Source organism: Agromyces sp. ISL-38, from assembly GCF_018613935.1.
Lineage (GTDB): Bacteria > Actinomycetota > Actinomycetes > Actinomycetales > Microbacteriaceae > Agromyces.
This window is the reverse complement of the sequence record NZ_JAGGPF010000010.1, coordinates 270,467-282,190: the sequence shown is the minus strand read 5'-3', so window position 1 is coordinate 282,190 and position 11,724 is coordinate 270,467. Positions and strand designations below refer to the sequence as shown.

The 11,724-nt window shown below is 70.7% G+C and carries 12 protein-coding genes; 4 read left to right on the top strand and 8 right to left on the bottom strand.

Annotation, left to right across the window (positions count from 1 at the left end; translation table 11 throughout):
* Position 1: 1 nt before the first annotated feature.
* From J7E25_RS11520 to rpsP, 5 genes are all read right to left on the bottom strand, one after another.
* Positions 2–763 carry a sirohydrochlorin chelatase gene (locus J7E25_RS11520; RefSeq protein WP_214870279.1) on the bottom strand — a complete coding sequence of 254 codons (762 nt, stop codon included), beginning with the start codon at positions 761–763 and terminating at the stop codon, positions 2–4.
* Between the two features lie 142 nt (positions 764–905).
* Positions 906–1,592 (bottom strand): tRNA (guanosine(37)-N1)-methyltransferase TrmD, encoded by a 687-nt coding sequence (gene trmD / locus J7E25_RS11515; RefSeq protein WP_214870278.1) that lies wholly within the window; start codon positions 1,590–1,592, stop codon positions 906–908.
* A gap of 10 nt (positions 1,593–1,602) precedes the next feature.
* Positions 1,603–2,292 carry a ribosome maturation factor RimM gene (gene rimM, locus J7E25_RS11510; RefSeq protein WP_214870277.1) on the bottom strand — a complete coding sequence of 230 codons (690 nt, stop codon included), beginning with the start codon at positions 2,290–2,292 and terminating at the stop codon, positions 1,603–1,605.
* A gap of 1 nt (position 2,293) precedes the next feature.
* Positions 2,294–2,530: an RNA-binding protein gene (locus J7E25_RS11505; protein WP_056651189.1), complete on the bottom strand. Its 237-nt coding sequence runs from the start codon at positions 2,528–2,530 to the stop codon at positions 2,294–2,296.
* 3 nt (positions 2,531–2,533) lie between these two features.
* A complete protein-coding gene (gene rpsP / locus J7E25_RS11500) occupies positions 2,534–2,935 on the bottom strand; it encodes a 30S ribosomal protein S16 (protein ID WP_214870276.1) in 402 nt (133 codons plus the stop codon).
* Positions 2,936–3,160: 225 nt separating this feature from the next.
* Here rpsP and J7E25_RS11495 point away from each other — a divergent pair, with 225 nt between their 5' ends.
* Positions 3,161–4,330 (top strand): glutamate--cysteine ligase, encoded by a 1,170-nt coding sequence (locus tag J7E25_RS11495; RefSeq protein WP_214870275.1) that lies wholly within the window; start codon positions 3,161–3,163, stop codon positions 4,328–4,330.
* A gap of 18 nt (positions 4,331–4,348) precedes the next feature.
* Here the strand turns inward: J7E25_RS11495 and J7E25_RS11490 are convergent, their stop codons facing one another.
* On the bottom strand, positions 4,349–5,293 hold the full coding sequence (locus tag J7E25_RS11490; protein WP_214870274.1) for a GNAT family N-acetyltransferase: 945 nt from the start codon (positions 5,291–5,293) through the stop codon (positions 4,349–4,351).
* A gap of 253 nt (positions 5,294–5,546) precedes the next feature.
* Between J7E25_RS11490 and J7E25_RS11485 the strand changes: the two genes are divergently transcribed.
* The 3 genes from J7E25_RS11485 to J7E25_RS11475 are packed head-to-tail and all read left to right on the top strand — an operon-like array spanning position 5,547 to position 8,893.
* The gene (locus tag J7E25_RS11485) at positions 5,547–6,359 is read left to right on the top strand and encodes a spermidine synthase (RefSeq protein WP_214870273.1); all 813 of its coding nucleotides are present in this window, start codon (positions 5,547–5,549) and stop codon (positions 6,357–6,359) included.
* 3 nt (positions 6,360–6,362) lie between these two features.
* Positions 6,363–8,228 (top strand): LVIVD repeat-containing protein, encoded by a 1,866-nt coding sequence (locus J7E25_RS11480; RefSeq protein WP_214870272.1) that lies wholly within the window; start codon positions 6,363–6,365, stop codon positions 8,226–8,228.
* Positions 8,225–8,893, top strand: a complete 669-nt coding sequence (locus tag J7E25_RS11475; protein ID WP_214870271.1) for a DUF305 domain-containing protein — start codon at positions 8,225–8,227, stop codon at positions 8,891–8,893. Before J7E25_RS11480 ends, J7E25_RS11475 begins: the two co-directional genes overlap by 4 nt.
* Positions 8,894–8,899: 6 nt before the next feature.
* Here J7E25_RS11475 and ffh read toward each other — a convergent pair whose 3' ends face one another.
* Entirely contained in the window at positions 8,900–10,480 is a 1,581-nt protein-coding gene (ffh, locus tag J7E25_RS11470) for a signal recognition particle protein (protein WP_214870270.1), read from the bottom strand.
* 12 nt (positions 10,481–10,492) lie between these two features.
* A complete protein-coding gene (locus tag J7E25_RS11465) occupies positions 10,493–11,722 on the bottom strand; it encodes an ROK family transcriptional regulator (RefSeq protein WP_214870612.1) in 1,230 nt (409 codons plus the stop codon).
* Positions 11,723–11,724: the final 2 nt, after the last annotated feature.

The window sequence follows — 11,724 nt, the reverse complement described above, 5'->3', positions numbered from 1 at the left end:
ATCAGGACATGTGCCGGTCGAGGCGCTCGACGGCCGCCAGGTACCGGTCGACGACGAGTTCGACGATCGGACCGGGCGCCGGACGGCCCGGAAGCATGAGCGGCTCGGAGACCGCATCGGCACCGACCGCGTTCGCGGCATCGTTGAACGCGCCGGGCGCGAGCAGGTAGGTGGCCACGATGACGCGCGACCCGGGGTGCACCTCGCGGATCATCTCGATCGCGTCGGGCAGGCGCGGGATGGCTGCGGCGATGAACCCGACCGTGACGGGCCGACCCAGCCGGGCACCGAGCAGGCGCCCGGTCTCGAAGCACTCGCGCACGGCGCGCGGGTCGTTCGACCCTGCGGCCGCGAGCACGATGGCGTCGGTCGGACCGAGACCGACCGCCTCGAGCCGTTCGGCGAGCACCTCGACGATCCTCGCGTCGGGTCCGAGCGGCTCGGCGAGTCCGGGGCCCCCGGGCGGAAGCTGGTTGATTCCCTGTGAGAGGCCGGTTCGCACGTGGAACCCCGCCGAGAGCACGAGCGGCACGATCACGGCCGGCGTGCCCGCGTGCTGCGCGAGTGCTGCGGCGACATCCGAGTTCTGGGCATCGACGAAGCTGATGCCGATCTCGACTGCGGGCACCTCGGCGGCGACGGCGTCGACGAGGCCGATGATCGCCGAGCGGTTGTCGGCCGACGGCTCGCCGTGGGTCACGGCGAGGAGCGTGAGGGGCGGGTCTCCGATCGCGTTGCCCTCGTCAGGCCCAGACCCGCTCATCGCCGCTCCCGTCGTTGCGCATCGACGGAGCCGCGTCCGTCGTTACGAACATAGGGACGGCGTGTTTCGGAGCGGACACCCGCATGTTTCACGCACGTGAATCATGCACCCGTTCGTGGGCGGGACGGCCGGTCGGCCCGGTTCAGCCTCGATCGTCGAGCAGCTCGGGACGCACTCGACGGGTGCGCTCGATCTGCTGCTCGCGCCGCCAGGCGGCGACGGCGCCGTGGTTGCCCGAGAGCAGTACGGGTGGCACCTCGAGCCCCCGCCAGAGGGCCGGCTTCGTGTAGCTCGGATACTCGAGGAGCCCGTCTTCGTGCGACTCCTCGACAAGGCTCTCGGGGTTGCCGACGACACCGGGCACGAGTCGGCCGACGGCCTCGATCATGGCCATCGCAGCAACCTCTCCGCCGTTCAGCACGTAGTCGCCGAGGCTGATCAGGCGAACCGGGATGCGACTCGCGTAGTGGTCGACGACCCGTTGGTCGATGCCCTCGTAGCGACCGCAGGCGAAGACGAGATGCGGCGCGTGCGCGAGCTCGCGTGCGAGCTGTTGCGTGAACGGCTCACCGGCGGGCGATGGCACGATGAGCACGGTCTCGTCGGTGACGAGCGCGTCGAGCGCCTCGCCCCAGGGCTCGGGTTTCATCACCATGCCGGCACCGCCGCCGTAGGGCGTGTCGTCGACCGTGCGATGGCGGTCGTGGGTGTGCTCCCGCAGGTCGTGGGTCGCGACCTGGAGGATGCCGGCCTGCCGGGCGCGCCCGAGCAACGACACGTCGAGCACCGAGAAGAACTCCGGGAAGATCGTGACGATGTCGATCCGCATGGGGGCGAGCCTACGCGCCGGCGTGGTCGCCGGTGTCGTCGCCTGTTCCATCGGCGGTCGACTCGGATGCCTCGGCGTGCTGCGTCCCGTCGGATGCGCCGGCCTCGGCCTCCGGGGCGTCGCCCTCGAGTGCCGCGCCACCGGCCTGGGCCTCCTCGGCCTCGGGCAGCTCCTCGAAGAGCCCCGGCGGCGGCGTCACCGTGACCGTGCCGGCCGCGAGGTCGACCTCGGGCACGATCGCCGACACGAACGGCACCATGACCTCTCGGCCGCGCGCCTTCACGATCAGCAGGTCTTGCGCTGGGAGATGCTCGACGTGGCTGACCTCGCCGATGCGCTCGCCGTCGCGGACGACGGCGAGACCCACGAGCTGGTGGTCGTACCACGCGTCGTCTTCCGGTGCCTCTTCAGCGCTCGAGTCGACCCAGAGGATCGCCTTGGCGAGGCCCTCAGCGGCCGAGCGGTCGTCGACGCCCTCGAAGAAGCCGACGGCGTGCCCGTTGTACCAGCGGAGCTCACGAAGCGTGAGGCTCTTGCCGTGCCACGGCGAGGTGTCGGGCACCTGCAGGGTGAAGACGGCGCCGGGCACGAATCGCCGGTCGGGGTCGTCGGTGTAGAGCTCGATCTTGATGGCGCCCTTGAGCCCGTGCGCCTTCGTGAGACGACCGACGCGGAGCTGCGTGCCTGGTGCGTCGGACACGTCAGTCGTCGGTGTCGACGACGTCGACGCGAACGCGGCGACCGTCGGCGAGGGCGGTCACGAGGGTGCGGAGCGCCTTCGCGGTGCGGCCTGCACGGCCGATGACGCGACCGAGGTCCTCGGGGTTCACGTGAACCTCGAGGACCTCGCCGCGTGCGCTCGACGCGGAGACGACCTTCACATCGTCAGGGTGATCGACGATCCCCTTGACGAGGTGTTCGAGCGCGGACTGGAGCAAGGCTTACGCCTCGTCCGTCGCGGTCTCGGCCGGAGCCTCGGTCTTGGCGGGCTTCTCGGCCTTGGGCTTCAGCACCGGCTTCTTGGTCTCGTCGACCTGGAAGGCGGGCTTGGGCTCTGCGACGCGCACGGTCGACACAGCGTCCTTGTCGCCCTTGAACTTGCCCCAGTCGCCCGTGAGCTTGAGGATGGCCGCGACCTGCTCGGTCGGCTGTGCGCCGACGGAGAGCCAGTACTGGGCGCGGTCGGAGTCGACCTCGATGAACGAGGGCTCCTGGGTGGGGTGGTACTTGCCGATCTCCTCGATCACTCGACCATCGCGCTTGGTGCGCGAGTCGGCGACGACGATGCGGTAATAGGGCGCACGGATCTTGCCATGGCGCTTGAGACGGATCTTGACAGCCACAATTCTCCTGAAAAATGTTGTGAGGTAAGCGAACTGACAGCCGTGAGCGTGGGGTGCACACTCGGCGGAAGCTCTATGGGGTTCTGCGCGCCGGATAGAGGGTCGGGCGATACTGAACTCGACTGACCATTCTTGCAGAAATCCCGCCGCAAGGATAATCGCCCGGTGTGCATGCCATGATGGGCCGACAGACGCCCACACGCCCTGCCCGGATGGGGGCCCAGCATGCACATCGACTTCGCCCGATCCGCCCGTTCCACGGTCGGACTCGAGTGGGAGATCGCGATCGTCGACCGCGCCACGGGAGAGCTCGCCTCGGTCGCCGACGAGGTGCTCCGCATCCTCGATGCGGGCAGCACGTCGGGGCGGCATCCGTTCATCACCTCGGAGCTGCTGACGAACACGGTCGAGCTCGTGAGCGGCGTGCACGAGCGCGTCGCGGGCGCCGTCGCCGATCTCGAGGGCCAGCTCGCGGAGGTGCGGGAGGTGATCGACGGGCTCGGCGAGTACGAGCTCGTGTGCAGCGGCTCGCACCCGTTCAGCCAGTGGTACGACCAGCACCTCACCGACAAACCGCGGTATCACAAGCTCATCGACCGCACCCGGTGGTGGGGCCGCAACATGATGATCTGGGGCATCCACGTGCACGTGGGCATCGACGAGCGCGACAAGGCACTGCCGATCCTCGACGGCCTGCTCGCCTACCTTCCCCACCTGCAGGCACTCTCGGCGTCGAGCCCGTTCTGGGCGGGCGTCGACACGGGGTACGCCTCGAACCGGGCGCTCATGTTCCAGCAGCTGCCCACGGCCGGGCTGCCGTATCCGCTCGCCGACTGGGCGGCGTACGAGCGCTACGTCGGCGACCTCGTGCGCACCGGCGTGATCGAGGACCACAGCGAGGTGCGCTGGGACATCCGCCCCTCCCCTCGCTGGGGCACCGTCGAGGTGCGCGTGTGCGACGGCGTCTCGACGGCAGCCGAGATCGCGGCCATCGGCGCACTCGTGCAGTGTCTCGTCGAGTGGATGAGCACGCGACTCGACGAGGGCCACACCCTCACGGTGCTGCAGCCCTGGTACGTTCGCGAGAACAAGTGGCGTGCCGCGCGCTACGGACTCGACGCCGAAGTGATCACGGATGTCGCGGGCACCGAGCGGCTCGTCACCGACGACCTGCGCGAGCTGTTGACGACCCTCGCGCCGATCGCCGAGCGCCTCGGGTGCGCCGCCGAGCTGCAGGGCGTGCGCCAGACGCTCGACGGCGGCGCGAGCTACCAGCGCCAGCTCCGCGTCGCGGAGGCCGCCGGCGGCGACCTCAGAGCGGTGGTCGCGCACCTCGCGCGGGAACTCCGCGACGGGGTCGTGCCGGCGACGGATGCCGCGGCATCCGCCTCGTGACGCAAGTGCCGCCAGCGCTCAATACCAGTAGTCGCCGGTGCGCTCGCGGTAACGGGCGAGGAATCCGCTCTCGCTGAGGCGCCACTCCTCGGCGCCGTCGGCGTGCGAGAGCTGGAACGCCGGCATGTACTCGAGCACGTCGCTCGTGAATGCGCTCTTGAAGGTGAGCACCCCCTGGCCGGGTGCGTCGGGCTCGGCCGGTGGCGGCACGTGGCCGAGGTCGTAGCGTTCGATTCCGGATGCCGCGAGGTCGCGCATGATCGCCCACTGCAGCAGGCGCGAGGCCATCAGCTGGGGCTGGTCGCGCAGCGAGCCGCCGTCCTTGAACCACGCGTTCCTCCCGAAGAGCGTGACGAATGCCCCGGCCACGACCCGACCGTCGTGCCAGGCGAAGTACAAGCGGCCGCGGTCGTCGCCGACGAACGCCTGCCACACCCGCTCGAGGTATTCGGCCGGCCGGAAGAACGCGCCCGACCGATCCTCGGTCTCCCGCACGAGACCGAGCATGCTCCGCCGATTCTCGTCGGTGAGCTGCACCCGGCCCGTGACGACGCCCTTCCGCTCGGCGATCCGGATCTCGTTGCGCGCGCGCTTCTTCATGCTCGCGAAGATCCGCTCCTCGCCCATCGCGGTCTCGATGACGACGGAGAACCGGTACTGGGAGGCACGGGTGGGGAGCCATCCGAGCGACTCGAAGGCCGCGACGAGCCGCTCGTCGCGCGGCTGGTACACCTCGATCTTCGTCGCGAACGCCCTGCCGCGGTCGGCTCGGATGCGCTCGCTGAGCGGTGCGATGTCCGCCGGGGCGAGGCCGCTCACCCGCGCCACGTGCGCGAGCGTGCCGAACCCCTCCGCGTGCCGCTCGAACACGAGCACGGGGTAGTCGCACTCGGCGCCGAATCCGCGCCGGGACACGTGCCACGGGCCATCCGACCGGATGGACCCCCACGTGCTGCTCTGCATGAAATGGGGGGTCGTATGCGTCGCGAGGACGCGATCGTCCCACCCCACCGAGATGTCTTCCGATTGAGCCGTGCGCACCGTGTGCCCCCGTCTGCCGGACATTCCAGACCGAACTGCCCCCGCCCTTGGGATGCACGGCTTCTGGCGCACATCTTATGGCGCTGAGGCGTGCGGCAGGAGGACTCCACCCCGATGATTCCGAAATCGCCGCGCCGTCTGGCCTGCCGGACCGCGCCGACCTAGTGTGGTGGACATGGGCGAACCCCGGCTTGAACTCGATGGTGAGCGGGTGAGCGCGCGACTGCTGCCCGAACGCGGAACGCACGGCGGATACTCCCTCGTGATCGAGGGCACCACGCAATCGCACGTCAATCCGCGCGATCCGCTCGATCTCCAGCTCGAGTACACGCGCATGATCGCCTCGGTGATCGACGGGTGCCGCGAGCGCGGCCTTCCCATCCGGGTGCTGCACCTCGGCGCAGGCGGCCTCACCATCCCGCGGTACGTCGGCGCCACTCGTCCTGGCTCGGTTCAGCATGTCATCGAGCTGCACCGGGAGCTCTTCGACTTCGTGCTCGACGCGCTGCCGCTCGCCGATGAGCTCGAGCTCACGGTCGAGTTCGACGACGGGCGCGCAGCGGTCGAGCGAGCGGCGCGCACCGGCGGCGGCTATGACCTCGCGATCGTCGACGTCTTCTCGGGCAGCGTGTCGCCCCGGCACATGTCGACGGCGGAGTTCTTCACGGAGCTCGGGCAGCTCCTCGCACCCGACGGCGTCATCGTCGTCAATACGCTCGCCTCACCGGGGCTCGCGATGAGCCGGGAGGTCGGCGCGACGCTCGCGTCGCTCCATCCCGTGGTCGTCGCCCTCGCCTCCCCCGCCGTCGTGGCGGACGCGAGCCTCGGCAACGTCGTGTTCGCGGCATCCGCAGCGCCATTGGCAGACGATGAGATCGAGCGCGGCGCGAACGCCGGCCCGCGCCGCATCGACCTCCTCCGCGGCGGAGCGCTCGACGCGTTCATCGCCGGGGCTCCCGTGCGCCGCGACGACGACATCCTGGACTGAGCCGTGCCCGGCGGCGGCGCCGTGCAGCGGGCGAGGTCGGCCGCTCTGGGAGCCGTGGTCATCGCGATCGGAGCGGCGCTGCTCGCGTCGCCCGCCACGGCACAACCCGCTGACCGGGAGCCGTCGATCGGGCCGGGACTCGAGTGGGTCGCCCATCGCGACAATCCCTTCCGGCAGGGCGACGATCCGAACTTCATCAACTCGGATCTCGCGTTCACCGGCGACTACCTCGTGCAGGGCAACTACGCCGGGTTCTCCGTCTGGGACATCGCCGATCCCGCGGCGCCCACGCTCGTGAGCGCGGTCTCGTGCCCGGGAGGGCAGGGCGACGTGAGCGCCGTCGGCGACCTCGTGTTCGTCTCGATCGACGAGACCATGTCCGACGACTCCTGCGAGGCCGCGCGCGTGCCCGAGACCATCGAGCACTGGGAGGGCATCCGGATCTTCGACATCAGCGATCCCAGCGCGCCCCGCTACGCCGCCGCCGTGCGCACGCGCTGCGGTTCGCACACGCACACCGTCGTGCCGGATCCCGCGAGCTCGGCGCGGGTGTTCGTCTACGTGAGCTCGTACAGCCGCGGCGCATCCATCGACTGCACGGGCCGGAACCCCCTGCAGATCATCGACGTCCCGCTCGACGCCCCTGAGGACGCCGCAATCGTGGGAGCCCTCGACCTCTTCGACGATGCGACGGCGTTCGGAACCGAGGATCGCGTCGCGGGCGGCGCGGAGACCCGGTCGACCACCGGATGCCACGACATCACCGCGTACCCGGCCAAGGCGCTCGCCGTGGCCTCGTGCCGCGGTGACGGGCTGCTCCTCTCGATCGCCGACCCGCTCGCCCCCGTCGTGCTGCAACGGGTGCGCGACCCGGCCGTCGCGTTCTGGCATTCGGGGATCTTCGACAACGACGCGACCCGCATCGTGTTCCAAGACGAACTCGGCGACGGCTTCGTCAACACGTGCTCGCCCGACTTCGGCGCCGACCGCGGCGCGGACGCGGTGTGGCTCATCGAGCCGGGCGGCCTCGCCAAGGTCGGCACCTACAAGCTGCCGCGGACCCAGTCCGACCTCGAGAAGTGCGTCGCCCACTCGGGAGGACTCGTGCCCGTGCCCGGGCGCTTCATCGTGTCGCAGGCATGGCTCGAGGGAGGTGTCTCCGTGGTCGACTTCACGGACCCGGCCGCGCCGGTCGAGCTCACGTGGTTCGACCGCCCCGGCTACGGCTACTCGATGGATTACACGGCGGGCATCTGGGCGGTGTACCCGTACGACGGGTACCTCTACGCGAGCGACATGTACGAGGGACTGGAGGTGCTGCGCCTGACGGATCCGCTCTTCGCCGACGCGGCCCGGTACGACAGCACCGGCCTGAACCCGCAGACGCAGCCCGAGTACGCCTGGGTGTGGCGCGAGGCGCCCGTGGTGCCGACGGCGAGCGCCGAGCGCGCCCCGCTCGAAACGCTGTCGGTGGAGCCCGCCGAGCTCGAGCCCGCCGCGACGGCGACCGTGACCGTCTCGCTGCCGCCTGGCTCGCTCACGCCGGGCGAGACCGCCGACGTCTGGTGGATGCCGACGCAATCCGTGCTCGCGACCCTCACGGCGGGCGAAGACGGCTCGCTCGCCGCGGCGGAGGTGAGAGTGCCCGGTCCTCTCGATCCCGGACGCTACGACCTCGTGGTGCGCGGCGACGCGTCGGCGCCGCGCATCGCGCTCGCGAGCCTCGCGGTGGTGGCACCGGCACCGACTCCTGAAACCGCGCGCGGCGACAGCGCGTCGTGGTGGCCGTTCGTGGTCGTTCCGGCAGTGCTGCTCCTGGGCGCGGCCGTCGTCGTGGTGGTCCTGCGGCGCCGCAGGAGGCCGACATGAGCGAGCGGATGCCGCGGAACGCCCTCGTCCTCGGCGCCGCCCTGGCGGGCGTGCTCGCCGTCGCCCTGTCGGTGTCGGGGTGCACAGTGTCGACGCCCGACGACGCCGGCGCGGCCACCGCATTCGTGACCCCGGCTCCTCCCGGAGGCGGAACCCCCTCCGGCGGTGAGCACGGCGACGACATCACCCCGGAATCCGGGACGACGGCGGCCGACCTCGCATTCATCGACGCGATGATCGCGCATCACGAGCAGGCCGTGGAGCTCACCGCACTCGCGCCGGGGCGCGCCGCGGACCAGGAGCTTGCCGACCTCGCCGGTCGCATGCATTCGGTCCAAGCGGCCGAGGCGGAGGCGATGCGCTCCTGGCTCGACCGGCGACGCTCACGCGACGTGCCCGACGAGCACGATCATGCCGAGACGATGCGAGGAGAGATCAGCCGCTCGACCCTCGACCGCGCCGCGGAGCTCGACGGCGCGGCCTTCGACGACCTGTTCATCGACACGATGGTGGCGCATCATCGCGGGGCGATGGAGATGGCGGAGGATCGGCTCGCCGAGCAGGGTGACCCCGCGGTCGCGCGATGGGCGCGCGCGATCGCGACCGCGCAGTCGCTCGAGGTCGATCGGCTCCTCGAGATCGAGGCGCGCCTCGATTCGGAGTGAGTCTCGCTAGCGCCCGAGGAGCTTCTGGAGCGCGGCGAGCTCTTCCTCGCTCGGCGCACCCTTCGGGCCTGCACCCGCGCCGGCACCGAGGCCGAAGCCGGACCCGGTGGGCGCCACTGGCCCGGCGGGCGCTCCCGAGGCGAGCGCCGCGTTCTCGGCGGCACGCTTGGCCGGATTGCCCGAACGGGAACCCGAGGACTTCTTGCCCTTCGGCGGCCGCTTTCCGCCGCCGGAGAAGCCGGCCCCCGGGATCGGGCCCATGCCGGGGATCTGCGGCATGCCGCCGCGCGCGACGGTCTTCATCATCTTCGCGGCCTGCTCGAAGCGGGCGACGAGCTGGTTGACGTCGGTGACGGTCATGCCGGAGCCCCTCGCGATGCGAAGCCGCCGCGAGCCGTTCAGGAGCTTCGGGTTGCGCCGCTCGGCGAGGGTCATCGACTGGATGATCGCCTCGGTGCGCACGATCTCTCGTTCGTCGAAGTTCTCGAGCTGCTGCTTCATGCCGCCGGCGCCGGGCAGCATGCCGAGCATCTTCTTGATCGAGCCCGCGCCGCGCAACTGCTGCATCTGGCCGAGGAAGTCTTCGAGGGTGAACTGGTCGGTCGCGAACTTCTCGGCGACCTTCATGGCCTCTTCTTCATCGAAGGCCTGCTGGGCCTGCTCGATGAGGGTGAGGATGTCACCGAGGTCGAGGATGCGGCTCGCCATGCGGTCGGGGTGGAACGGCTCGAAGTCGTCGAGTCCCTCACCGGTAGAGGCGAAGATGATGGGACGGCCCGTGACGGAGGCGACCGAGAGCGCCGCGCCGCCGCGCGCGTCGCCGTCGAGCTTCGTGAGCACGACGCCCGTGAAGTCGACACCCTCCTGGAACGCCTTCGCGGTGGTCACGGCGTCTTGGCCGATCATCGCGTCGATGACGAAGAGCACCTCGTCGGGCTTCGTGGCGTTGCGGATGTTCGCGGCCTGCTTCATGAGCTCGGCGTCGACGCCGAGGCGACCCGCGGTGTCGATGATGACGACGTCGTGGTGGCCGCGCTCGGCATGCTTCACGGCGTCGTTCGCGACCTTCACGGGATCGCCGACGCCGTTGCCGACCTCGGGCGCGAAGACCGGCACCCCGGCCTGGCCGCCCACGACCTGGAGCTGATTCACGGCATTCGGGCGCTGGAGGTCGGCCGCAACGAGCAACGGCGTGTGCCCGTCTTTCACGAGCCACTTCGCGAGCTTGCCGGCGAGCGTGGTCTTCCCCGTTCCCTGGAGGCCCGCGAGCATGATGACCGTCGGCGGGTTCTTCGCGAACTGCAGGCGGCGCTGCTGGCCGCCGAGGATGGCGACGAGCTCTTCGTTGACGATCTGCACGACCTGCTGTGCGGGGTTCAGCGCGCGATTGACCTCGTCGCCGAGTGCGCGTTCGCGCACCTTGGCCGTGAACTGCTTGACGACGTCGAACGAGACATCGGCGTCGAGCAGGGCCCTGCGGATCTCGCGCACGGTGCCGTCGACGTCGGACGCCGAGAGCTTGCCCTTGGTGCGGAGGTTCTTGAAGGTCTCTGCGAGCCGGTCAGAGAGGGTTCCGAAGGTAGCCATGATCCATCGATTCTAAGCGAGCGAGCCGAACCCGCTCGCCGATCGGGCGACCGTGGGTCCGCGGCCGCGTTCGAAGCCGGCCGGGTCGGCGAGCACCGGTTCGAACGCGAGCTCGGCGGCGCCGATCATGAGGATGTCGCGGCCGAGCGCCGGCCGCTCGAGTCGCACCGAGGCGAGCGGCGCATCGAGCGAGGTGGCCGCGAGCGCTGCCCGCACCGTGTCGGGTGCCGCATCGAGCAGGATGCCGAGGAAGCCGCCGAGCAGCACGAGCTCGGGATTCAGCACGTTCACGATGCCGCCGATCGCGACGCCGAGGTAGCCGGCCTGACGCTCGATCTCGGCGCTCAGGGCACCGCCGTCGGCGCGCACGCGACGCTCGAGCTCCGCATCGTCGACCGTTCCGAGGTCGCCGAGCTCGAGCAGCCGGCTTCGGCGCACCTCCGACTCGAGCGTGCCGGAGAGGCCGGCCGTGTCGACTTGCTCCGAGCCGCCGACTCGCAAGTGCCCGAACTCCCCCGCGTAGCCGTCGAGACCGCCGAGGAGACGATCGCCGGCCATGATGCCACCGCCGATGCCGCTCGCGCCGCCGTTCACGTACACGAGCTCGCCGATGCCGCGCCCGGCGCCGAAGAGTCGCTCGGCGAGCGCGCCGAGGCTCGCGTCGTTGGCCGAGTAGGCGGGCAGCGACGTGGCGGCGGCGAGCTCGGCAGCGAGCGGAGCGTCACGCCAGCCGAGGTGAGGGGCGTGCCGCACGAGCCCGTCTGAGGCGCGCACGAGCCCCGGCACCGCGACGCCGATGCCGGCGACCGTGGCGCCGCCGCCGGCAGGGACGTCGGCCGCCGACCACTCCGCGAGGCGGCCCGCGACGAGTTCCACGACGGAGTCGACCGACGGCACCTCGCGCTGCACGTGGCGTTCCCTGCGGAGGATCTCACCGCCGAGTCCGACGAGCGCGAGCTCGACGGCGTCGACCTCGGGGTTGAGCGCGAGCACGGCGACATCCGGCCGGGGTGCGACGACGGGCGACGGGCGGCCGACCTGCTTCGTCGACTCGGGCTCGGTCTCGGCGACGAGCCCGAGTTCGACGAGCTCGGCGACGAGCGCGGCGATCGTGGAGCGGTTGAGGCCCGTCGCCCGGGTCAGCTGCGAGCGCGCCGCCCCGCGGTCGTGGTGCACGAGGCGCAGCACGGTGGCGAGGTTGTGCCGCCGCACGTGGTCGAGGTTGTTGCCCCGTGCACTCATGA

Excerpts from the sequence above, each read along its gene's own strand:
- J7E25_RS11520 (WP_214870279.1), bottom strand. The coding sequence starts at position 763 with ATGAGCGGGTCTGGGCCTGACGAGGGCAACGCGATCGGAGACCCGCCC.
- trmD (WP_214870278.1), bottom strand. The coding sequence starts at position 1,592 with ATGCGGATCGACATCGTCACGATCTTCCCGGAGTTCTTCTCGGTGCTC.
- J7E25_RS11495 (WP_214870275.1), top strand. The coding sequence starts at position 3,161 with ATGCACATCGACTTCGCCCGATCCGCCCGTTCCACGGTCGGACTCGAG.
- J7E25_RS11490 (WP_214870274.1), bottom strand. The coding sequence starts at position 5,293 with ATGCAGAGCAGCACGTGGGGGTCCATCCGGTCGGATGGCCCGTGGCAC.
- J7E25_RS11485 (WP_214870273.1), top strand. The coding sequence starts at position 5,547 with ATGGGCGAACCCCGGCTTGAACTCGATGGTGAGCGGGTGAGCGCGCGA.
- J7E25_RS11475 (WP_214870271.1), top strand. The coding sequence starts at position 8,225 with ATGAGCGAGCGGATGCCGCGGAACGCCCTCGTCCTCGGCGCCGCCCTG.
- ffh (WP_214870270.1), bottom strand. The coding sequence starts at position 10,480 with ATGGCTACCTTCGGAACCCTCTCTGACCGGCTCGCAGAGACCTTCAAG.
- J7E25_RS11465 (WP_214870612.1), bottom strand. The coding sequence starts at position 11,722 with ATGAGTGCACGGGGCAACAACCTCGACCACGTGCGGCGGCACAACCTC.